Consider the following 22,626-nt stretch of genomic DNA (forward strand, 5'->3'; position numbering starts at 1 on the left):
TCGAAGTGGGGAGTTTAAACTCCAAGGGCGGACTCGAAGTTCACCAAAACCTCGTTTACAATAGTCCACGCCATCAGGGGCTCGCGGTAGAGGCTGACCCTCTTCCCCTCGACCTTACTCCTGAAGTCCCCGTGCGGGAAGCCGCCAACGATTACAATCGGGTTCTCCAGCCCCGCTAAAACCTCGCCGAAGTCCCTCGGCTTCATCAGCTCCCCCTCCTCGTGCATCACGAAGACCCCGTCGGGACCAATCTCCTCCACGAGCTCACCCAGCGTTTTCTCCTCGATGCGGAGTAGAGCTAAATCCTTTGGAACGACGCGGTTCTTGAAAAGGCTCTCCATGAGACCGAGAAAGCGGTTGTAGTTCCTCGGAAGCCTCGTCTCTGGCTTTATGTATATCACCTCGTCGTTCCTCGTGTGGACGTAAATGCGGAGCTTCCCCTCCCTGTTGGCTATGCTCTCCAGAGCATTGAGGAGGCAGATGTGCACTATGTCCGGCCTTCCCCTTCTCTCGCCGTCTTCAAGTTTCTTGAGCGCCGCGTGGTGGTAACTGCCCTCAAGGATTACCTCCTCCGGCTTCTTGCCCCTCCTCCTCGCGTAGTTCACAACGGCTGGATGCTCCACTATCGATTTTGGCACGAGCTCAAGCTCGGAATCAGCTATCACCAGGTGGAGCATTCTCCTCCCTCCTCGGCCTTATTCCTCTCTCCTCAAGGTCGGTAATGATTCTCTCGAAGGTGTCTATGCGCATGCCGAGAATCTCGGGCGGAATGACGCCGAAGATGCAACTACCTTCTGCTACGAGCCTCGCTATGGCGGAGGCGGTGTAACCCGTTACGCGTGCCATCGAGGTGAATTCCCTCTCCTCATCGTAGAGGGTGTAGCTTATCGTCCTTCCGGGCTCGCTTCCGATAACTTCCATAATCGAGAAATCGGGACTCTCATAGGTCATCAGTGGGGTTATGACCTCGAGCGTCTTGTCAACGTGTTCCTCCTTGAAGAACCCAAGCTCCCTTAAAACTTTCATCTTCTCAAGGTGTCCCGGCCAGCGGAGCGTCCACTCCTCAAGTCTCTCGACCCTCACGCTCTCAAGCAGGCTCCTCAGGCCGTCGCTCGGGAAGGCCTCGAAGGTGAAGCCCTCTATTTCAACGGTCTTAACCTCTGAGAGCGGGTCTATCCCCTTAACCTCGCCGTCCCATATAACCCGCGCCGGCCGGGTGTACTCTTCAATTAAATCCTTAGGTGACCATGTAATTCTGTAATAGAGCGGCGGTTTCGGCTCCTTCGGAAGGCCTCCAACGTAGATGTAGCCCTCGCTCATGTCGTCGAGCTCGTTCCAGATTCTACCCATCAGAATGTGGCTCAGTCCGGGGGCGAAGCCCGCATCGAATATCACCGTAACCTGTGCGTTTTCAGCTTCTTCGCGGAGTTCAAGAGGGTTCTCTCTCATGAATGATACGTCCACCATGTCAACGCCGGCCTTTATCGCGGCCTTGATTGATGAATAGCCGAAGCGACCGGGCAGTGCGCCGATAACGAGCTCGAACCCTTTCATTGCCTCGACGAGCCTGTCGAAGCGGGAGGCATCGAGCTTGAGCGGTGTGGCGAACCCGGAGACGGCCTTCAGCCTCTCCTCGCTGAGGTCGGCGACGTGGACGTCGAACTCGTCCCTCAAGTCCCACGCTATGGCCCTTCCAACGTTTCCGGCACCGAGAATGAGGATCTTCACTTCAATCTCCCTCCTCAACGAACTCGGAGAGCCTTTCATCTATATCGAGGATCTCCCTGAGGCTCTTTATCTTGAGGAAGTTCTCCCTCTCAAAGAGAAGCGCGACGTCGTGCTTGTAGGGGGACGCCTTCTGGACGAGGAGCGTGTTCTCGTCCGTTATGTACGTGAACCTTCCAGGGCTGTCATCGACCCACACTATCGGTTCCTCAGGATAGAGCTCCCTGATCGCCTGGAATTTCTGAAGCATGTCCCTCGTGCTCTTGAAGGTTATAACCGAGTCGAACTCATCGTACCAGTTCGTCTTTTTGAGGAAGATCACCTTTCCACCGGGATAGGTGTGCTCACCGGAGAAGCTTATAACAGTCCTTCCGGCCTTTCGAAGGGTTCTTACAACCCGTCTCGCGTGGGGCAGATCCTGGATGAAGCGCGGCATCAGGCGGTAGTACTCGTGTATCGTGCCCTGCGCAACCAGTTCGTGAATGACGCCGAGGTGGCGGTAGGTGAGCTTCCCCTTGATGAAGAGGAAGAGCGCGGTGTAGTACTCGTCGTAGAGATCGCTCTCGATAACCGCGGGCATCGTCCTCTCTATCGCAAGTCTCAGGGCCTTTTCAACGGCCTGATGACTGTCCACGAGCGTCCCATCGAAGTCAAACAGGTACACCACCATGGCCAACACTGTAAATATCTTCCGGGCAGGGAATATAACGGTTTGCCCGTGCAAAAATTTTAAAAGTCCAGGGTTGTACACGGAATGGAAAATTTTTGCAAGGCGCAGGTTTATAAGGGCTCTAACCGAGTGAGTGGGGGTGATGCTCATGGCTTACCACAGGGGAAACAGAGGTAAGGGTAAGAGGAACAATCAGGAAGGGGAGGAGATAATTCGCGTTCCCCTCCCGGACAGGAGCAAGGGACAGCTCTTCGGGGTTATAGAGCAGGCCCTCGGAGCGGGCTGGATGGACGTCCGCTGCGAGGACGGAAAGGTCAGGAGATGCAGGATTCCGGGCAAGCTCAAGAGGAGGATGTGGATGCGCGTTGGCGACGTGGTCATCGTTCAGCCCTGGCCGGTCCAGACCGACAAGAGGGGCAACATAGTCTACCGCTACACCAGAACCCAGGTTGACTGGCTCCTCAGGAAGGGCAAGATAAGCCAGGACTTCCTCACGGGCGGCGAAGTGCTGTTCTGAAAGCTCCTTCAGTGGTGGCGATGCGCGAAGAAGCCCTGGAACGAGAGATCGAGGAGATACTGGGTCTCCGGGAGAGAAGGGAGAAGGACAGCGAGCTCTACAAGATAGCCAACGAGGTCTTCGACAGGACGACCAAGGAGACTTTAGCTTACCTCCACCGTCGCGGTAAAATCGAGGAGCTCTACGGGGTAATAAGCACCGGCAAAGAGGCCAACGTCTTCGCGGGAGTTGACGCAGAGGGCAACAGGGTAGCGGTGAAGGTTTACAGAACTTACACCACCGAGTTCCGGAGGATATGGGAGTACCTCGCGGCGGACCCGCGCATCGGCTACCTGCCGAAGGACATGAGGAAGCTCGTCTTCGTCTGGACACGGAGGGAGTTCAAGAACCTCCAGAGGGCGATAAAGTACGCCGTTAGAGTTCCTGAGCCGATAATCTTCCGCAACAACGTCCTGGTAATGGAGTTCATTGGCGATGAGATGCCCGCTCCAAGGCTGAAGGACGTTGAGAGGGAACTTGAGAAGAAGGACTTCGAGGAACTCTACGATTACCTCATCGGCGTCATCGAGAGGCTCTGGAAGCGCGGTGACATGGTTCACGGCGATTTGAGCGAGTACAACGTCCTGCTCTGGGACGGGCCCGTTGTAATAGACTGGTCGCAGGCCACCGTTAGGAGAAACCGCATGAGCGTTGAACTGTTAAAGCGCGACCTGAGGAACGTTACCAACTACTTCGCGAGGAAGGGGGTTGAGGTTGAGGATTACGAGGTTAAGCTCCGCGAGCTGATTGAGAGGTGAGAGCATGGACGAATTTGAGAGACTCCTGAAGAAGTACGAGCGCGTTGATAAGGACGGAAAACCGATTGAAGAGCCCGAAGAGGTTGAAATCGATTACCTCGCCGAGGGTGAGCAGGAGGAGTTCGTCAGGATCCCCAAGGAGAGGATAGCCGTCCTCATAGGCAGGAAGGGCAAGACCAAGAGGGAAATCGAGGAGCGCACCGGGACCAAGATAGAGGTCGACAGCGAGACCGGAGAGGTCTTTATAACATCCACGAAGGAAACCAAGGACCCGCTCGCGGTCTGGAAGGCGAGGGACGTCGTGTTAGCCATTGGAAGGGGTTTCTCGCCGGAGAGGGCCTTCCGCCTGTTTAACGAGGGTGAGACGCTCGAAATCGTGAACCTTACGGATATCGTCGTCGGGAACGAGAAGAACGCCCTGCCAAGGGTGAGGGGTAGAATCATCGGAAGGAGAGGTAGGACGAGGGAGATCATCGAGGAGATGAGCGGTGCCGACGTTAGCGTTTACGGGAAGACCGTCGCGATCATCGGCAACCCGATTCAGGTCGAGGTTGCCAGAACGGCTATAGAGAAGCTCGCCAAGGGCTCGCCCCACGGAGTCGTTTACCGCTACCTCGAGAGGAGAAAGAAGGATCTGGAGCTCGAAAGCTCCGCCTACTATGAGGCCCTTGAGGGCGAGCCCGAAAGTCTGGAGGAGGAATGAGCATGGCCGAGGCAAGTCAGCTCTTTAAGGAGTTCAAAATCCAGAGCGTCAGCGAGTTCTTCAGGCGAAACGCGGCAATGCTCGGCTACACTGGCAAGGTCCGCTCGCTTACGACGCTCGTCCACGAGGCCGTTACGAACTCGCTGGATGCCTGCGAAGAGGCCGGAATTCCACCCTACATAAGGGTCGAGATTGAGGAACTCGGAAGGGAGCATTACAAGGTTGTTGTTGAGGACAACGGCCCGGGAATCCCGGAGAAGTACATAACCCACGTCTTCGGAAAGATGTTAGCTGGAACGAAGGCCCACAGGAACATACAGAGCAGGGGCCAGCAGGGTATCGGTATAAGCGGTGCGGTGATGTTCGCCCAGATAACGAGCGGAAAGGCAACGCGCGTGATCACTTCAACGGGCGACGATATAATCGAGGCCTGGGTAAAGATCGACGTCGATAAGAACGAGGGTAAAATCGTCAGGAAGGAGAAACACCCCAACCCGGACGGCTGGCACGGGACGAGGATAGAGCTCGAGGTCAAGAACGTCAAGTACATGCGCTCGAAGCAGGGTGTCTACTGGTACCTCAAGCTCACCGCGATAGCGAATCCACACGCACACATTGAGCTCATCGAACCGGATGGAAAGCTCATAGTCTTTCCTCGTTCGAGCGACGAGATTCCTGAACCGCCTGTTGAGATGAAGCCCCACCCGAAGGGTGTCCTGACGGACGACGTCTACAGGATGGCCAAGAAGACGAAGAGGCAGAGCGTAAGACGCTTCCTGATCGGCGAGTTCTCGAGGATAAGCGACAAGAAGGTTGACGAGCTCGTCGAGTACATAGCGGCATTAAGGCTCATCAAGAAGGTCGAGGACAAGAAAATCCAGGAGCAGCTCTACGAGAGGCTCATGAAGGGAGAGGTCAAAGCCGTTCTCCGCTCCTTCAGGGGCTACACCAAGGTCGTCAAGCAGGTCGCTAAGATGATGGAGAAGCCGCCCGAAAAGTTAACGTGGCACGAGGCCGAGGAAATAGTCGAGGCCTTCAAGTACATGAAGTTCCTCGCCCCGCCGACGCACGGCCTCAGGCCCATAGGCGAGGAGAACATTGAGAAAGGTTTGAAGGGAATCCTCAAGCCGGAGTTCGTGACAGCCGTAACGAGACCGCCGAAGGTTTACTCCGGTGGAATCCCCTTCCAGGTCGAGGTCGGTCTCGCCTACGGCGGTGAGATACCGAGCGGTTTCGAGCTCCTCCGCTACGCGAACCGCGTTCCGCTCCTCTTCGATGCAGGCTCGTGTGTGACCACCCAGGCGGCCCGTTCGATAGACTGGAAGCGCTACCGCGTTGACGACCTCGACAGAACCCCGCTCGTGCTCATGATTAACGTCGTTTCAGTCCACGTCCCCTACACCGGAACCGGAAAGCAGAGCATAGCGAGCGTCGATGAGATTTACAACGAGATTCGTCTGGCCATAATGGACGCGGCGAGAAGGCTGCAGACTTACCTCAGCGGAAAGCACAGGCGCCTTTACCAGGTCAAGCGGAAGAAGACCTTCGAAAAGTACGTGCCCGAGATAGCGAGGGCTCTGAGCGTTCTCACGGGTGAGCCGGAGGAGAAGATTAGGGAGTACTTCATCAGGTTTATAGAGAGTCACTTTGCCTCCAAGGGGCAGGAGGTGAGCGAGAATGCCTAAATCCAAGGCAATAAAGCGAGAGAGGCCCAAGGAGAAGTTCTCCTACGACCCGAGAAAGGTGCTCAGCAAGCTTGAGGAGTACGGAAGGAGCGTCCTTGAGGCTATCAAGGCCGGTAAGAACCCCTACTTCGACATACCGACGCGCGGACTCAACAACGTATACTTCGACGAGAAGAGCAGGCTAATCAGGATGGGCGACAAGCTTTCGAGGCGCTACTTCCTCAACGTGGCTCACGCAAGAAAGTTCATGCAAACCTTGCTCATAATGGCCTACGTGAAGAGGCTCGTCGCCGAGGGCAAGCACGCGAGCCTTCGTGAAGCCTACTACGCCAACAAGCATACCATCCCGGGAACGAAGGAGAACACCTTCGAGGACCAGCGCGAGAGCGACCCGATTATCGAGGATTTGGAGAGAATGCTCGGTGTCCTGCGTGAGGAGATGCACATAACTGCCGACAGGCGCGGTTACATCTACGGCGACATAGTCATTCGCGACGGAGAGGACGAGTTTAACGCTTCAAAGCTCGGAAGCGGTGGCTGGGCGGTTCCCGGAACGGTGGAGCACATTCAGTTCCCTGAGATAAACGTTGATTACGCCCTCGTTGTCGAGACCGCCGCTATGGCCGACCGTCTCATCGAGGAAAAGTTCCCGAAGAAGGAGAAGGCTCTAATCATAGCGACCCAGGGACAGGCCTCGCGTGGCGTTAGAAGGCTTATCCACAGGCTCCACTACGAGGAAGGCCTGCCAATCATCGTCTTCACAGATGGCGACCCCTACGGTTGGTACATCTACTCCACCATAAAGCAGGGCTCGATTAACCTCGCCTACCTCAGCGACAAGCTGGCAACCCCGGAAGCGAAGTTTGTGGGAATGACGATGGACGACATAAAGCGCTACGGCCTTGAGAACGTCACCGAGAAGCTCAAGGGGATTCCTCCCAACAAGAAAGGCGGCCCGACGGGAGACTACAAGCGCATTTTGGAGGAGATGGAGTACCCCTGGTTCCAGAACAGGGAGTGGCAGAGACAGCTCAAGATGGCCCTCAAGTGGGGTGTCAGGATTGAACAGCAGGCTCTAGCTAATAAATCCCTCGAGTTCGTCGCCAAGGAGTATTTACCTGAAAAGATAAACAGCGGTGATCTGCTGCCATGACGACCACCGAGGAGCTCGTCGCCCAGGTCAACAAGATACTCGACGACATCGGGATAGACATGGCCGGGTTATTTGAGAATCTCAACGTTCCAGAGCTGGTCTACCGCCTCAACAGAAACCTCGCGATACTCGGCGAGCTCCAGGAGGAACTCGAAAGGCGCGTCGGAGAGGTTCCGTCCGCCCCGGCCTCCTATGACAAGAAAAACCGCGATCCCCACCTCCAGTGGGTTTACAGGAAGAAAAGAAACCGTCTCCTCGCCCTTGAGAGGTTAAAGTCGGCGATAACCGCCCACAAGATGGCCCTCGCCCTGATTTCGGCCAACTACACCTTCAAACTGGGAAAAAGGGAGCTGAAGGCCGAGGAGCTGAAACCCGAGCACCTGCCGAAGGTCAGGGCCGTGGCAAAACCCGTTCAGCTCGGCAGGCTTGAGGTCCTTCCGCACCTCGCCTACTCGGGGGACGTGCTCAGGCTCTTGGCCAGGGAGAGCATAGACGTCAGGGAGCAGTTCAAGCTCATAAAGGGCAAGCTCAGGGAGAAGGGGACCGTCCAGACCAAGAGCCTCAGGATAGAGGTCGAGTACTTCGAGGAAAACAGGCTGAAGAAGACCCGTCTGGACCTCCCGGCGGACGCTGACATAGAGGCCGAGCTGAGAAAACGCTTCGGCAGAAGGTTCCGCTGGAGGATCCTCAGCTTCGTCAAGACGAAGGGCGTGCTCATAAACAACCACTACACCGTTGACAACCTCGCCTTAGCCTACGCCTCCCTCGATCCGGAGAGGGGAGCCGAAAAGCTCGGCCTCGACCTCTTCCGCTACTACTTCCTGACATCCGAGACGGAGAGGCAGAGCCTCGGCCTCTATCCCGACATAAGGCTCTGCATCGACTGCCACTACTCCATCTTCGACCTCCCGTTCAGGGGCGAGGGAGATTTCAAAACCGGCTACGGGAGCATGCTGATAATCCGGAAGTGTGAGATGGAGGGCCAGCTCTCGGGGAAGAGGGCCGACATAAGCACAATTCCCAACTACGTCCTCGGGGGCGTTCTCCTCTATGGAATGAGCGGCTGGGACGAGAAGAAGGTCGCCGAAGTCCTCGCGATCCCCCTTGAAGAGCTGGAGGAGGGACTGAAGAAGTTCGTTATTTCCGGCCTCCACAGGGTCATCTTTACGAGAACGAGATCAAAAGATTTGAGAAGTTCATGCCCAAGAGCGACCGGGCAAGGAGTTCCTGGCGCTCCTGCAGGGTGAGGGAATGAGGGTGAGGTCAAGGCCCGGAACACGCCGAGCTCATACGAGCTCGGAGAAGCTCGGGCTGAGTGACGAGTCTACATAACTCGCCCACGAAGAGATAGTGTGAGATCCTCGAAACGCCCCACGTGCGCAGATAAGCTGTCCGCCGAGCCTTTACCCAAAGGTCTCGAAGAAGATAATCCACGCCCTGTCTCAGATAGGCGTGCAGCTGGTTCCCGAGGGCTACCCGAGGGGGAGACCGAGGAAATACGACGAAAAAACTGTTCGGGAGATACTCAGGATGCTCTCCTCCGGAAAGGGGCCGAGGGAGATAAGCTCCTCGCTCGGAATCCCACTCAGGACGGTTTACTACCTGATTGAAAGGGCCAGAGAGGTGGAGGAATGGCCCTCAGAGTTAAGGCGGTGACCCTCTTCTCATTCCTCCTTCTGGCGATGGCGCTCCTGCTCGGTCCCTCAGTTAGGAGTGGTGTAACCGCAGTAAACCTCGACATCCTGTACCTCCTCTGGGCGATAGTCTCGTTCTCGCTCCTGGGCTACGCCCTCTCCTCAATCCGGGTTAAGGTCATCAGGCGGAGGAGAAAGAGGAGCCGGTACGCCATAATCTCGGGTCTGCTCTGGCTACTTGCCATCGGCGTCGCGATCTACTCCTTCCTTCACCCGGCTGAGCCCGAGTGGACTCCCGGCAACGAAACTGGGATCCCGGAGAGCGGGCCCTTCGAAACGATGCGCGGGGGCCTCAGCGTTTTCTACAAAACCGTCTCCCCGTATCTGTACGTGATCCCCTACGTTCTCCTCATCGCGATCCCGATTATCGTGTACCTCAGGCGGAGAAGATCAAGGGCCGTTCTATTCTCGAAGGCGCGGTTCGATCCCGAACTCAGGTATCAGGATATAACCGGATCTCCCAGGGAGAAGATCATTCGGATGTACCGGAACGTCGTCGCGGGCCTAGTCATCAAGGGCTACCCATACAGGAAGAGCTGGACCCACCGGGAACACGAGGAGAAGCTCCGGGAGATATTCCCCGATCTGGACGATCTGGACACACTGACAAGGCTCTTCGAGAAGGCCAAGTACGCCGGGAGGGTAGAGCTTGAAGACCTTGAACGGGCCGCCGAGAGTTACGAAAGACTGATGGGGTTCCTCAAGTAGGGTTTAAAAGGCCACGCCGGAGATAAGCTCAAGGAGGGATTGAGGATGACGATAGAAACCCAGGAGGAAACCCCGAGGATTAAAGAGCCCCTGCGGCGCGTTGGAATAACGAACCTCAGGAGCGTAGCGAAGATAAACTGGAAGGGAAAGGTCTACACCTTCCTCCCGCTCTTCGAGATAACGATAGACCTCCCCGCGGAGAAGAAGGGCATACACATGAGCAGGCTCGTGGAGAGCGTGACCGAGGCCATGAGCGAGGCCGTTGAGGAAGAGGTCAGGGAAGCCCACACGTCCCTGGAAGACCTCGGAAGGGCGATAATAGGCCGCCTTGAGGGGAAGCACCCCCATAGGAGGGCCGAGGTGTGGATCAGAACCCATCTCATCATACCCCGCGAGACCCCCGCGAGCGGAAAGGTCAGCTACGAGCCGTACGATGTGGAGGTCGGGGTGATAAAAAACGAGGACGGAACGTTTGAGAAGGTCCTGAGGGTGAAGGTTATCGGGAACACGGTCTGCCCCCACGCGATGGCGAACAACGAAGGGAAGACCCACATTCAGCGGGCCGTTGCTGAGCTCGAGGTCAGAACGGCGTTTGAGGAGAACGTTGCCCTTGAGGACATGATAGAGGTCGTCGAGAGCTCCTTCAGTTCACCGACGTACACCCTCCTGAAGACCGTTGACGAGAACGCGGTGGTCAGGAGGATGTTCGAGAATCCGAAGTTCGTCGAGGACGTTGCGAGGGAGATATTCTCAAAGGCGAGGGAGCGGTTCAAGGGAAAAATACACGTGAGGGTCATAAGCAACGAGAGCATTCACAAGCATGATGTAATAGCCGAAACGTGGAGCTAACGTCCCCCCGCGTACATGGCCATGTGGGCTATCCGCTCCAGGAGCTCGTTGAAGCCCTCGTAGGTAACGAGCGAAAGAGCAAGTGGCTCCTGCTCCAGCCTCTTCTTTATGATTTCCCTGAGCTCTTCCACGCGCTCCCTCGGAACGAGGTCGATCTTGTTGATAACCACGATTATCGGCTTGTCGTAGCGCATCTTCAGCATGTGGTGGAGCTTCTCCATCCCCCTGTGGAGGCCCACCGTCGCGTCAACCATGTGGATTATTATGTCCGCCGAGACTATCTCGTCTATGAGCTCTTTGAACTTCTCCTCGCTCAAAACCTTCCCGCGAAGCTCAAGCCTCGGGTCGAAGAGACCTGCAGTGTCGATGAGCACGAACTCGTCCGCCCCTCCAAGGGGGTTCTTCATTCCCTTGGGTATCTTCAGCTTTCCAAAGCGTCTCCGGATTATCCCCTTCGTCGTTCCGGGCAGGTTTTCTACCTCGCTTACCCTACCCCCGAGGAGGGCGTTCATGAGGGTCGATTTTCCAACGTTTTCGGCACCGATGATCGCAACCTTTATCAACTTCCCACCTCCGCAAGGTTTATCGCACCTATCGAAAATTATCCTAACGGTTATATAACTGCCGGAGGGGTGGGGATGGCCAAGAGGGTTAAGATGGGGCATCACTATTACTACATCGTCACTCCCGAGGACCTGAAATCCGGGGCGTTCAAGGGCAAGAACGTTGTCGTTGAGGGAGTTATAGCCGACAAACCCTGCGTTGAGTTTCTCCCGATGGAGCTTCCAAGTTACAGGACGACGTTCCTGCTCGAAGGGATCAAGGTCGAGTTCTCGGGGAGCCCCTGCATCGGGATCGGCGAGAGGGTTAAGGTCTACGGCAGGTTCCTCGGGGACGGGATAATGGCTACCGCTGTGGAAACGGAGCGGGCGATCTTCACAACGGAGGAGTGACCATGCTGGAGCTGTTCTTGGAGCTCGGAAACCTGAAGAGGCTCCCGAGAACGGGGTGGCTCCTGAGGGGGATCCCAAATCCAGAGCCCATAGCGGCCCACTCCTACAGGGTCGCCATGATAACCCTCTTTCTGGCCGATGAGCTCAAATCGAGGGGCGTTGAAATCGACGTCGAAAAAGCCCTCAAGATAGCCCTTCTCCATGACGTCGGCGAGGCAAGGATAACGGACGTTCCCCTGCCGGCGCAGAGGTACTTCGACAAAGTAAAGGGGGAGGTTATAGCGCTGGAGGAGATGCTGAGCGTTACAGGCAGGGGGGATGAATACCTCGGCCTGTTCCGCGAGTACGAAGAGGAGCTAAGCCTCGAAGGAAGGCTTGTGAAGTTCGCCGACAGGCTGGAGATGCTGATCCAGGCGTTCGAGTACGAGAAGGCCGGCTTCAGGAACCTCGACGAGTTCTGGGGCGTCGTTGAAAAGCTCAGGGAGAGCGAGTTCTACGACCCCTTCAGGGAGCTGGTTGAGGGGCTCGTGGAGCAGAGAACAACCTTTAAAAAGTAATTTCTCAATAATTGATCTGAGCAACATATTGGGGTGGTACGATGAGGTATCGAGTTTTAACAGTGTTCATTATTTTGCTAACTATTCTATCTAGTGTACCGTACACGGCTGCGGAGGAGCGCTCCAGCGACACTTTGAGAATAATGAGCATAGACACCGGCTATTTCCCCACCGTCAGAATGTTCTTCAGATACACAGGGACAGAGGAGATCTCAGGATTTGAGGTTTTTGAAAACGGTACAAAGATGAACGCCACGATTATTCAGAAATCGGGGTCAATATCTCCCGCCGACATAGTTTTTGTTTTCGATGACACCGGAAGCATGGACGACGAAATAGGAACGATGAAACGAAACGTTAACGAACTCGTGGAATCCCTCGAAGGGTACGGGATAAGGGCCCGCTACGCTCTCGTCACGTTCAAAGACAGCCCAAGTTTAAGGCTGCCGTTCACCACGAACGTATCGCTGTTCACCCAAACGGTGTCCAAGCTATACGCCAGCGGGGGTGGAGATACCCCGGAGGACGATCTGGACGCAATAGCTATGGCACTCAGGCTCAACTACAGCCGTCTAAGCCAGAAGATCCTGATTCTCATAACCGATGCCCCCACACACTACGCGGGAGACGGAAGCGGGTACTCTGACTACACCATACCCGAGATCGCCGAAATGCTGAGGGAGCAGGGCGTTCTCCTGATAGTCGTTTCCCCCAACTTCGGAAGCATAAATCCCAAAAATGACGTCAGGGAACTCGCAGTTCTCACGGGAGGGCTCTGGATAGACATACATTCCGCTGACTTTGGAAGAATCCTCCAGAAGGTTATAGACTCCATCGGGGAGTCCTATGAGATCCAGTACAAAACCAGCCTTAAGCCCTCCGGACTCAGAAAGGTTCTGCTCAAGGTCTACCTCAAAAACGGCACCGTGCTAACAGCTGAATCGGAGTATATGGCGCCGTCCTTTAACGTTACCCCGTACGTGCCCCCGAAGCCCAGAGAAGAGCCCGCCGAGGCAATACTAAGAAAACTGGCCGAGTGGTTCAACGAGAGCAAGACGGTTATAAACCAGACTGAGCCCAAAGGGGTCTGGGACTACTTCATCGAGAAACCGTACATACCCAAACTTCCCGAGTTCAGCTCTTCAGAGAGCAAGGAAGTCATGAAGGGAATCTTCGATTACATGCTTGAGGTGAACCGGCTTAACAAGCCCGCCCTGAGCGATGGGGACATGAGGTACCTCATGGACTACCTCTCAAACGTCACTTCCATCGTTACAATGCCCAACGGAACCGTCGTTCGTCAGACTGGCTTTGGCATTTACAGAGTTGAGGTTCCTGGATTCGATCCCTTCTACGTGAGCCTGTCCTCAAAATCCAAGACAACCGTTAAACACGTAACGTTTTTCAAGAAAAACTTGAACGTTAAGGTCACCGCTCACGGAGATATGCTAACCGCGTACATGCCTGTGAACGTGAGAAGGTTCACTCTTACAGTAACCCTGAACTACGTTAGGGTCTCGGGCTTCGTCAACGATTACCCCGTCTTCGACCGCCAGTTCATCTTCCCCCTCACGGACGTTTCGGATATGGTACTCTACGACCTTGGAAAGGCACTGAGGATCAAGTTTGATAAACCGATTCTCGATGGCAATCTCTACGGCACGCTTGAGCTCGAAGGAGGACTTTACTCACCCATTGGTGAAGTTTACGTAACCGGCGACCTCATCAGTATCGATGCCCCCCTCACGGATCTCCTCAACGGACTCCTGGGATCCATTGAAATCGCACCATCGATTGGATACACAATCGAAAAACCAAATGGAGACGAGTTCTCAGCCGATATAGCGATGAGCGTTCCAATTTCAGACTTTCGACTTGGAACCCACACCAAGATATTCCTCTACTACACAGCCTACAAGGTTTTTGACTCGGACTTCTTAAGAAAGCACTACCTCTATCCCAAGCTCGTGGACAACATTGAGAAACTGAGCTGGGAAGCGAGGTACAACACGTATCTTAGCTACGGAGAAAGCAACTCATTCCTTCCCTCCGACAACGAACTCCTCCAAATGCTCAAGAACATCGAGGGGCCGGGATGGATCAGCCATACCAGCGGATCGTTCATTTCCTTCGACTGGGATGTATCCTACGGACAGTCTGTCAGCACTAACCTGCTCCCCCTCACTTCGAGGGACTCAAGAATACTGTATCATGCGGGCATAGATGGGGACGTCAGCTTAAACTTAGGGGGAAACGCCTACCTAGGATACGGAGTCTTCATTGGACCCGTGAAGCTCGGAATAGGCGGCACGATCCGGGCGAAGGTTGGATTCTCCGCACCGCTCCTCGGCCTGACGGTTATCGATCCTCCAACCAACTCATCAACCCTTAACAACATCACCGTCAAGCTTGTCAACTTCACGGCGGAGGACGTTAACGGTAACGGTTACTTCGACGGCATTCTCCTCAAATTTAGTGTTTCAGGGCTTCCCGAAGGCAACTATACGGTGTACTCGCCGCTGTACTCGTCGAACGGAACCTTCCTCATCTCCGGGGTGAACGAGAGCGTCCACGGGAACACGTCCTCAATATCGGTGTGGATACCGGGGCAGTACGTTTACCAGACCCATTACAGCGGAAACGTCAGTGTCAGGATAATAGTGCAGAACAGCGGAGGGGCCCTTCTTTACAGCGGGACAGCCTCCAACAGGACCTTCAAACTCGACTACCGGCTGTTTGATCACGTCTCTCTGAACGCGACGATCAACACCTCAAAAACCAAAAACGGCCTGGTGGTCACAGTTAGGAACATCCCGCCGGGGGTTACAGTAAAACCATATCTGACGAAGCCGGGATGGTTCATAGAACTCAACTCCACAAACGGATCTTTCTTCATAGACGGCATGCACATCAAGAAGCTCGGCGGTAGGTTCTCGATCGTGATCGAGCTCATAAACAGGAGTACTGGAGTGTTCCTCGGTTCCATAGCCAAAAACGTAAGCCTAGACCCCACCGAATTTTCATCCGAGTATCCTTGGATACTAAACGTTAGACCCGCCACCGTGGATTACTCCCCGGCAGTGCTGGTTGAGGTGAACGTAACCCGCGCCTCAAACCTCAGCCTGAGGGTTACCTACGGAGTAGGAAACTACACCAAGAGTACAACCGCCGTCTTCTACAACGTCCCGATAGGGATAAAGAACCTGACGGTACCCCTCGATCCGGGCGTCTTCGTAATGACCGGCTCAAGAATGGCCCGTATTGACGAGGTCGTCCTGCGGACAAACGGACTGACCACTGATTCTAGGGTTGTAAACTCCACCTTCACCTACGACCTACTCCAGAGGGCTTACATCTTCAATGCAACAGCTTTGCCGTATCCCACGGGGAAGGGAGTAAACGTTTCATTCCTCGTTCTCAGCCATGCGGGAATAAACTCAACCGTCAGGATAGTCCTACTCTCGGGTAACTACACCGCTGTGAAGTATCTAACCCTGCCCAAAGAAGACGTCCTCTACAACGTCTCTCTCTTAATTCCGCTGAACTTCTCAGCAATTTCGCCGAAAAGTGTTGTGGAGATCACAGTCTACGATCCGTCCGATGTTATCGTTGCAAACGAACGCCTCAGAGTTAACCTTTCGATATTCTTCCCAAAGGTGAACTTCCACTGTCCGGCCACAGCAAACACGAGCTCTCCAGTGAAGTTTGAAGATGCCTCCATCGTATCCAATGGAAGGATCGTTAAGTGGATTTGGAATTTTGGAGATGAGGCGAGTGGGGAAGGAAACGTCACATCTCACTGGTACACGGTACCAGGAAACTACACCGTAACTCTGACCGTCTGGACAAACTGGGGAACAAAGGACAGTGCCTCAAAGGTGATAAGGGTAATCGACACAACCCCCCCAAACCTGACGGTACTCAAACCAGTGAACGGCGAGACCGGTAAGTCTTTCATCGTCAGGGCAAGGGCCACTGACAACTGGGGGATACGGCTCATCAGTATCTTCGTTGATGGGAGGAGCATAAAAGAGTGCACCTCTGCTTCGTGCAACGCTACGATCGTCAACCTCAGTCCCGGGAACCACACCCTAACAATCACCGCAATGGATCTCGCAGGAAACTCCGTAGCTAAAAACATCAGTGTGAGCGTACCCCAGCCAAAGACCTCGACTCCAAGTGAAACGCCATCGGGCCAGACAGATTCCGGACATGGGATACATCTTCCATACGCCTACGCAGTAATCGCCATTATCGCCATCGTCTTGGGATACGTTCTTTTGAGACGCCGGGGCTGATGCCCCGCAAACATTTCCATTTACGTTTAACGCTTTTATTTGCGCAAAATGTTTAAATACCCGTTTCTGTCCATTTCTTTGGTGATGCCCGTGAAGAAGGCCGCTCCTTTACTGGTTCTCGTCCTCCTGCTGTCGGTTGTGGCTGCCGGCTGCATAAACGGCTCGAATGCGAAGGAAGAGACGCTGATAATCTTCCACGCGGGCTCGCTGAGCGTCCCGTTCAAGCAGCTGGAGGAGGAGTTCTCGAAGTACGCCGAGGAGAACCTCGGAGTTAAGGTGAAGTTTCAGGACGAGGCCAGCGGTAGTGTCGCTGCTGTGAGGAAGGTCACCGACCTCGGGAAGAAGGCTGATATAGTCGCCGTTGCAGACTACACCCTCATCCCCCAGCTCATGGTGCCCAACTACACGGACTTCTACGTCCTCTTCGCGACCAACGAGATAGTCATAGCCTTCACCGAGAAGAGCAAGTACGCCGACGAGATTAATTCAACCAACTGGTACGAAATCCTCGCGAGGCCGGGCGTTACCTTCGGCTTCTCCGACCCCAACCAGGACCCCTGCGGCTACCGTTCGGTAATGGTCATGAAGCTCGCGGATTACTACTACGGCAAGCCCATCTTCGAGACCCTCGTCGAGAAGAACACCAACATCTACTACAACGGCTCCCTAATCGTTGCCCCGAAGGAAATCCAGGTGAAGAACGACAAGGTCGTCATAAGGCCGAAGGAGACCGATTTGACGGGCCTCGTCGAGAGCGGAAGCCTCGACTACTTCTTCATCTACAAGAGCGTCGCCGAGCAGCACGGCCTGAAGTACATCGAGCTCCCCAAGGAGATAAACCTCAAGGACTTCAAGATGGCGGACTACTACGGAAAGGTCAGCATAAAAATAGGGGCCACAGGAAAGGTCATCAAGGCAAAGCCCATCGTATACGGTGTCACCGTTCCAAAGGACGCCCCCCACAGGGAGCTCGCGATGGAGTTCCTCAAGTACCTCCTGAGCGAGAAGGGCAGGGACGTCTTCAAGGCCAACTACCAGGACTTCATCTGGCCGCCGATAGCGTTCGGCAACGTCCCCGAGGAGATAAAGGACGAGGTAAAGGTCGAGGGGTGAGCTTTTTATTCCCCTCTCCCAACTCAGGGGGAGAGCGATGAGGCGCGACTACACCCTCTACTTTTTCGCGTCGCTGGGAAGCTTTCTCATCGTCTACATAGCCCTTCCGTTAGTGGTTATCTTCGCCAAGCAGCTCTCGGACTTGGGGATGCTTGTCAAGACGCTCCACGACCCCTACGTAACCGAGGCCCTCAGAAATTCCCTCCTGACGGCGACCGCGACGGCATTAATCGCTCTCCTCTTCGGCGTCCCCCTCGGCTACGTTCTGGCCAGAAGGGATTTCCCGGGAAAGAGCCTCGTTCAGGCCCTCGTTGACGTCCCAATCGTAATCCCCCACTCCGTCGTCGGTATAATGCTCCTCGTCACCTTTTCGAACGCCATACTCGACAGCTACACTGGCATAATCGCGGCGATGCTCTTCGTTTCTGCGCCATTCACGATAAACGCCGCGCGCGACGGCTTTTTGGCGGTTGATGAGAAGGTCGAGGCCGTCGCGAGAACCCTCGGCGCTTCCCGCTTAAGGGTCTTCTTCTCGGTCTCTCTGCCGATAGCCTTTCCCAGCGTGGCGAGCGGGGCGATAATGACGTGGGCCCGGGCCATAAGCGAGGTTGGAGCCATACTCATCGTCGCCTACTATCCGAAGACCGCCCAGGTTCTCGTCATGGAATACTTCAACAACTACGGTTTGAGGGCTTCGAGGCCGATTTCGGTGATACTCATCGCGATAAGCCTCACGATATTCGTCCTGCTCCGCTGGATCGTCGGGAGGAGTGCCAATGCTTCGCGCTGAAGGAATCTCCAAGGACTGGAAGGAGTTCCACCTCAGGGATATAACCCTTGAGGTTAAAGAGGGCGAGCACTTCATAATACTCGGCCCGAGCGGTGCGGGAAAGACGGTTCTCCTCGAGATAATCGCGGGGATAATAGAGCCCGATTCCGGGAGGATTTACCTCAAAGGCAGAGACGTTACGGACCTTCCGCCCGAGAAACGCGGTTTGGCCTACGTCCCCCAGAACTACGCCCTCTTCCCGAACATGGATGTCTTCGATAACATAGCCTTCGGTCTAAGGGTCAGGAAGGTGCCAAAGCCCGAAATAGAGCGCAAAGTGCGGGAAATTTCCAAGGTTCTGGGCATAGAACACCTCCTCCACCGGAAGCCGAGGACGCTGAGCGGTGGGGAGCAGCAGAGGGTAGCTTTGGCGAGGGCGCTCGTCGTCGAGCCACCTTTAATCCTCCTCGACGAGCCCTTCGCGAACCTCGACGTTCAGACGAGGGCAAAGCTTTTGGGTGAGATGAAGCGCTGGAAGCGAGAGCTGGGCTTTACAGCCCTGCACGTAACGCATTCCTTTGAAGAAGCGATAAGCCTCGGCGACCGGGTTGGGGTGATGCTCGATGGAAAGCTCGTCCAGGTTGGCGAGGTGAGGGATGTCTTCTCAAGGCCGGCGAGTGAAGAGGTTGCTCGCTTCCTCGGCTTCGAGAACATAATTGAGGGAATCGCCGAAGGAAGAAAGCTCAGGGTCAACGGTGTTGAGATTGAGCTTCCGGTCGAGGCCGAAGGGAAGGTCAGGGTCGGCTTAAGACCGGAGGACATCATAATCTCAACCGAACCGATAAGGAGCTCCGCGAGGAACGAGTTCAAAGCAACCGTTGAGTCAATCGAAGAACTCGGTCCGCTCGTGAGGGTCCACCTTTCCCTCGGCGAGATACCCCTTACGGCATTCATAACCCGCTCATCGATGCTCGAACTTGAGATAGAGAAGGGGAAAGAAGTCTACGTCAGTTTCAAGGCGAGCGCGCTTCACGTTTTTTAACGAATTTACAACTTCCGGTAGTTTTCCAGATTTTGCTTTCTCCCTCCGGAAGTTTGCGAAATCTGGATAGAAAACGCTTATATATTCTGTGTGCACATAACATAACGATGAAGATGAGGGCCATAGTTGAGCGGGATGTTAATAGAACTGTGAGGGAAATCCTGCCGTGGGCCACATCGAACTACCTCGAAAGGGCCATGGAGGAAAGGAAGAGGGAAATGACAGAAGTTCTGGAGGTCCTCGATTCTCTAAGCCTCTCAGAGATCCCGGAGGAGATCAGGGACATCGTGAAGAGGCCCCGGTGGGAGACCCTGCTCGCGGACTGAATCAGTACAGGGTGACCTCTACTTCCTCCCCCTCCAGGTATCCCTCGCTGTTCTCGGGAATCACCAAGTACCCGTTGCTCTCTACGAGCGAGCTTATTATTCCGCTACCCCGCTTTTTAATGGGCTTCGCTTTTCCATTCTCATACCCCACCTTCACGAACTCGTACCTTCCGAGCTGGCTCGAAACCCTGTTGGTAAGGATCGCCTTGACGCGAACCTCGTAGTTTCTGGCCCCAACGAGTTTCGCCAGGGCGTGCTTGACGTACAGGTGGAACTGCGCGAAAACAGCCACTGGATACCCGCTCATTATGAAGACCCTCTCCCCGTAGCCTATCGGCCGGCCAGGCTTTATCGTCGTCCCGTGGAAGAGCAGCCTAACGAACCTGTGGGCAAAGTCCCTGTCCCCAAAGGCCGAACCACCGGTGACGAGCACGAGGTCGTTCTCGGCCTTCGCCCTCTCGATTGCATCTCTTATCGCGTCTTCATCGTCGGGAACAACGCCGTAGAAGACTGGCTCGCCGAAATATTGCCTCACGAGGCCCTCTAGCATAACGGAATTGCTCTCAAGGATTTTGCCGGCGTTTAAGGCGTTCTCATCAAACTCCTCAATCAGCTCGTCGCCGGTTACGATTATCCCAACCCGAGGCCTTCTTTTGACCCTAACCGTCTTGAAGCCCACGCTCTTGAGAATCGCGAGATCCTGAGGCCTGAGCACCTGCCCCTTCTTCAGGATTACTTCTCCCCTCTTCACGTCCTCACCCTTGAAAGCAACGTTCTGTCCTGGAGCAACGGGACGGAGAACCCTTATCACGTCCCCCTCCCGCTCCGCCATTTCCTGCATCAGAACCGCGTTCGCCCCCGCGGGGAGCTTCGCCCCCGTCATGAGCTTTACCGCAGTTCCGGGCTCTACCTTCGCTCTGCTCTCCTCTCCAGCGACAATCTCATCAACGATCTTCAGCTCCACAGGATTATATTCCCTCGCCGGAAACGTGTCTTCAGCTCTCAAAGCGTAGCCGTCAACCGCCGAACGGTCAAAGGGAGGGCTGTCTATCGGTGAAACGACGTCCCCCACTAAGACCCTGCCGAGGGCATCGTCGAGCGGAACTTCCTCGGTTTCATCAATCTCGCTCAGGTCGTCAAGGAGGAGCTTTAATGCCTCCCTATAGGGGGTGAGGCGCTTGAACTCCCTCATGTCACTCCCTCCCGTGCTTGAGGACGTGGCCGGCCTCGCGGAGGATGATCTTTATTCCCGTCTTCGCTGCCCCGAGGCTTCCGGGGAGGCAGAAGATAGCCATCGCCCGTCCGGAACTCCGGATTATTCCGGCGGTCGCCCTGGTCATCACGGCCGCCGTACCTATCTCCTCGTAGCTTATCAGCCGGAAGATCTCGCCGAAGCCGGTGAGCTCCTTGTCGAAAAGCGGTCTGAGGCTTTCTATCGTGACGTCCCTGCTCGCTATTCCAGTCCCTCCCGAGGTGACGACAACGTCCGCCCCCGCCTCAAAGGCCTCGACGACGGCACCAATGATGGAAATCTTCTCATCGGGCACGACCTTGTAAAGAACGCACTCGTGTCCGTTTCTCTGAAGTTCATCGACGAGGAACTTTCCGCTCGCGTCTTCTTTCTCCCCCCTGCTCGCGGTGTCGCTGACCGTTATGACAGCAAAGCGGAACTTCCTGGGTGCCTTCCTCTTGTGCTCCTCAACGCCCATGGTACCACCGCATGAAGTTGATCCCGTGGTTAATAACGTTTGCCTTGTTAAAGGACACCGTTTAACCGGCGATGCGAGATTTTTTAACCCTTCAAACGAAGATCGAACGGTGATGCCCATGTTCATGGCCGAGTTCAAGCTCAGGTTTGGGAACAGAAAGTGGTACGTCAGGAGAATCGTCGAGGCTTCCTCGCTTGAGGAGGCTGAGGAAAAGGCAAAGCGCTACGCAGAGCTCATGAACAGGGGAGAAGTGGAGTGGAAGCTGAGCTACGTCATAGAGGCGAAGAGGCCGCTCATAATAGGCGACGAAGAGCTCAAAAAGCTGAGCTGAGCTCCCCGGCGAGGTTTTTCTCCATTATCCTCCTCACTTCTTCAATTTCCCTCGTCCTTCCAAGTGCGTACATGAGCTTGACGAGCGTCGCCTCCTTCGTCATGTCTCCAGCCGGAATAACGCCGGCCTCGAGGGCCCTCCGTCCCACTTCATAGCGCGTCAGATCAACGCCGCCGTAGAGGGCCTGCGTCGTCATGACCACGGGTTTTTCGCGGGCGACCTTTGAGACGGCCTCGAGGAGGTTCCGTCCGCGGTAGGGAATCCCCCCGGCGCCGTAGCCTTCGAGAACTATGCCGTGAACCCTCTCCGCAACCGCGAGAAAGACCTCTGGAGAGAGGCCCGGCGTTAGGCGAATGTGAACGACGTTCGGATCTATCCTCGGGTCGAAGGACGGTTCCCCGACCGGGAGCTCGGGTTTGTGCCTCACGATTATTTCATCGCCCTTGATGTAGGCGATGTCGGGGTAGTTTATGCTCTGGAAGGCGTTGAGGCCGAGGGAGTGCACCTTTGAAACCCTCGTTCCGAGCATTATCTTGTCCATGAACGCCACATAAATCCCCGGAAAGCCCTTCATCGCGAAGGTTAGGGCAGTTTTCAGGTTCCTCGGCGCGTCGCTGTTGGGTTCCGTTATGGGGAGCATCGAGCCCGTTAAAACGACAGGAATCGGGACGTTCCTCAGCATGAAGCTCAAAGCCGAGGAGGTGTAGGCGAGGGTATCGGTTCCGTGGGTTATGACGATTCCATCGTAGTCGTTCAGGCTCTCAAAAACCGCCTCTCCAATCGTTATCCAGTCCTCCGGCTGCATGAGCGTGCTGTCCACGTTCAGAACGTCCCGCGTCTCTATTTTAACGCCGTCCCCCCTTATTCCAGCGATCGCAAGGATCTCATCAACGCTTAGCTTCGCCTTGTAGCCCCTCTCGGTCTTCGCACTCGCTATCGTCCCGCCTGTGCCCATTATTAGAATCCTCACTCCCACCACCGGGTTCAGTACGCTCGACGCTTTTTAGTCTTTTTGACAAATTTTACC

Annotated in this window: 23 protein-coding genes and 1 pseudogene; 17 read left to right on the forward strand and 7 right to left on the reverse strand. The window is 55.2% G+C overall.

Going from position 1 to position 22,626, the window contains the following annotated elements; all coding sequences use genetic code 11:
- Positions 1–14 precede the first annotated feature (14 nt).
- From TAM4_RS03990 to TAM4_RS04000, 3 genes are read right to left on the reverse strand one after another with little or no spacing between them, the layout of a single operon-like run.
- Positions 15–677 (reverse strand): 16S rRNA methyltransferase, encoded by a 663-nt coding sequence (locus TAM4_RS03990; RefSeq protein WP_014121958.1) that lies wholly within the window; start codon positions 675–677, stop codon positions 15–17.
- Positions 655–1,728: a saccharopine dehydrogenase family protein gene (locus tag TAM4_RS03995; protein WP_014121959.1), complete on the reverse strand. Its 1,074-nt coding sequence runs from the start codon at positions 1,726–1,728 to the stop codon at positions 655–657. Before TAM4_RS03995 ends, TAM4_RS03990 begins: the two co-directional genes overlap by 23 nt.
- 1 nt (position 1,729) lies before the next feature.
- The gene (locus tag TAM4_RS04000; protein ID WP_048149938.1) at positions 1,730–2,395 is read right to left on the reverse strand and encodes an HAD family hydrolase; all 666 of its coding nucleotides are present in this window, start codon (positions 2,393–2,395) and stop codon (positions 1,730–1,732) included.
- Positions 2,396–2,543: 148 nt separating this feature from the next.
- On the opposite strand from TAM4_RS04000, the gene eif1A reads away from it, so the two are divergent.
- The 9 genes and pseudogenes from eif1A to TAM4_RS04045 all read left to right on the forward strand — a co-directional run bounded on the left by eif1A (position 2,544) and on the right by TAM4_RS04045 (position 10,501).
- On the forward strand, positions 2,544–2,912 hold the full coding sequence (gene eif1A, locus TAM4_RS04005) for a translation initiation factor eIF-1A (RefSeq protein ID WP_014121961.1): 369 nt from the start codon (positions 2,544–2,546) through the stop codon (positions 2,910–2,912).
- A gap of 20 nt (positions 2,913–2,932) precedes the next feature.
- Positions 2,933–3,709 carry a serine protein kinase RIO gene (locus TAM4_RS04010; RefSeq protein WP_014121962.1) on the forward strand — a complete coding sequence of 259 codons (777 nt, stop codon included), beginning with the start codon at positions 2,933–2,935 and terminating at the stop codon, positions 3,707–3,709.
- A gap of 4 nt (positions 3,710–3,713) precedes the next feature.
- Entirely contained in the window at positions 3,714–4,412 is a 699-nt protein-coding gene (locus TAM4_RS04015; RefSeq protein WP_014121963.1) for a KH domain-containing protein, read from the forward strand.
- A 2-nt stretch (positions 4,413–4,414) separates the two neighbouring features.
- Positions 4,415–6,097, forward strand: coding sequence for a DNA topoisomerase VI subunit B (gene top6B / locus TAM4_RS04020; RefSeq protein ID WP_014121964.1), 1,683 nt, complete (start codon positions 4,415–4,417; stop codon positions 6,095–6,097).
- Entirely contained in the window at positions 6,090–7,250 is a 1,161-nt protein-coding gene (locus TAM4_RS04025; RefSeq protein WP_014121965.1) for a DNA topoisomerase IV subunit A, read from the forward strand. The genes top6B and TAM4_RS04025 overlap by 8 nt, the downstream gene beginning before the upstream one ends.
- A pseudogene (locus TAM4_RS04030) lies at positions 7,247–8,495 on the forward strand (DUF530 family protein); the annotation flags it as partial. The gene TAM4_RS04025 and the pseudogene TAM4_RS04030, both read left to right, overlap by 4 nt.
- Positions 8,496–8,702: 207 nt before the next feature.
- A complete protein-coding gene (locus tag TAM4_RS04035) occupies positions 8,703–8,906 on the forward strand; it encodes a helix-turn-helix domain-containing protein (protein ID WP_014121967.1) in 204 nt (67 codons plus the stop codon).
- Positions 8,882–9,652 carry a DUF4129 domain-containing protein gene (locus TAM4_RS04040; protein ID WP_014121968.1) on the forward strand — a complete coding sequence of 257 codons (771 nt, stop codon included), beginning with the start codon at positions 8,882–8,884 and terminating at the stop codon, positions 9,650–9,652. The genes TAM4_RS04035 and TAM4_RS04040 overlap by 25 nt, the downstream gene beginning before the upstream one ends.
- Before the next feature lie 45 nt (positions 9,653–9,697).
- Entirely contained in the window at positions 9,698–10,501 is an 804-nt protein-coding gene (locus TAM4_RS04045; RefSeq protein ID WP_014121969.1) for a GTP cyclohydrolase IV, read from the forward strand.
- Here TAM4_RS04045 and TAM4_RS04050 read toward each other — a convergent pair.
- Positions 10,498–11,064 carry an Era-like GTP-binding protein gene (locus tag TAM4_RS04050; RefSeq protein WP_014121970.1) on the reverse strand — a complete coding sequence of 189 codons (567 nt, stop codon included), beginning with the start codon at positions 11,062–11,064 and terminating at the stop codon, positions 10,498–10,500. The genes TAM4_RS04045 and TAM4_RS04050 overlap by 4 nt on opposite strands.
- A gap of 75 nt (positions 11,065–11,139) precedes the next feature.
- On the opposite strand from TAM4_RS04050, the gene TAM4_RS04055 reads away from it, so the two are divergent.
- From TAM4_RS04055 to TAM4_RS04085, 7 genes are all read left to right on the forward strand, one after another.
- Positions 11,140–11,454, forward strand: a complete 315-nt coding sequence (locus tag TAM4_RS04055; protein WP_014121971.1) for a hypothetical protein — start codon at positions 11,140–11,142, stop codon at positions 11,452–11,454.
- A 2-nt stretch (positions 11,455–11,456) separates the two neighbouring features.
- Complete coding sequence (locus TAM4_RS04060; protein ID WP_014121972.1) at positions 11,457–12,011, forward strand: HD family hydrolase; 555 nt, start codon at positions 11,457–11,459, stop codon at positions 12,009–12,011.
- A 41-nt stretch (positions 12,012–12,052) separates the two neighbouring features.
- Positions 12,053–16,309, forward strand: a complete 4,257-nt coding sequence (locus TAM4_RS11510) for a PKD domain-containing protein (protein WP_083820410.1) — start codon at positions 12,053–12,055, stop codon at positions 16,307–16,309.
- Between the two features lie 84 nt (positions 16,310–16,393).
- Positions 16,394–17,422 carry a tungstate ABC transporter substrate-binding protein WtpA gene (gene wtpA / locus TAM4_RS04070; RefSeq protein WP_371136996.1) on the forward strand — a complete coding sequence of 343 codons (1,029 nt, stop codon included), beginning with the start codon at positions 16,394–16,396 and terminating at the stop codon, positions 17,420–17,422.
- A 37-nt stretch (positions 17,423–17,459) separates the two neighbouring features.
- A complete protein-coding gene (gene wtpB, locus TAM4_RS04075; RefSeq protein WP_014121975.1) occupies positions 17,460–18,212 on the forward strand; it encodes a tungstate ABC transporter permease WtpB in 753 nt (250 codons plus the stop codon).
- Entirely contained in the window at positions 18,199–19,233 is a 1,035-nt protein-coding gene (gene wtpC / locus TAM4_RS04080) for a tungstate ABC transporter ATP-binding protein WtpC (protein WP_014121976.1), read from the forward strand. Before wtpB ends, wtpC begins: the two co-directional genes overlap by 14 nt.
- A gap of 107 nt (positions 19,234–19,340) precedes the next feature.
- Positions 19,341–19,559 (forward strand): hypothetical protein, encoded by a 219-nt coding sequence (locus tag TAM4_RS04085; RefSeq protein WP_014121977.1) that lies wholly within the window; start codon positions 19,341–19,343, stop codon positions 19,557–19,559.
- Between the two features lies 1 nt (position 19,560).
- Here TAM4_RS04085 and glp read toward each other — a convergent pair whose 3' ends face one another.
- Entirely contained in the window at positions 19,561–20,751 is a 1,191-nt protein-coding gene (gene glp, locus TAM4_RS04090) for a gephyrin-like molybdotransferase Glp (RefSeq protein WP_014121978.1), read from the reverse strand.
- A 1-nt stretch (position 20,752) separates the two neighbouring features.
- The gene (locus tag TAM4_RS04095) at positions 20,753–21,268 is read right to left on the reverse strand and encodes a molybdenum cofactor biosynthesis protein B (RefSeq protein WP_014121979.1); all 516 of its coding nucleotides are present in this window, start codon (positions 21,266–21,268) and stop codon (positions 20,753–20,755) included.
- Positions 21,269–21,386: 118 nt separating this feature from the next.
- Between TAM4_RS04095 and TAM4_RS04100 the strand changes: the two genes are divergently transcribed.
- Entirely contained in the window at positions 21,387–21,599 is a 213-nt protein-coding gene (locus TAM4_RS04100) for a hypothetical protein (RefSeq protein WP_014121980.1), read from the forward strand.
- Here the strand turns inward: TAM4_RS04100 and TAM4_RS04105 are convergent.
- Entirely contained in the window at positions 21,583–22,569 is a 987-nt protein-coding gene (locus TAM4_RS04105; protein ID WP_014121981.1) for an asparaginase, read from the reverse strand. The genes TAM4_RS04100 and TAM4_RS04105 overlap by 17 nt on opposite strands.
- Between the last annotated feature and the right edge of the window lie 57 nt (positions 22,570–22,626).

This window comes from Thermococcus sp. AM4 (assembly GCF_000151205.2).
Classification (GTDB): domain Archaea; phylum Methanobacteriota_B; class Thermococci; order Thermococcales; family Thermococcaceae; genus Thermococcus.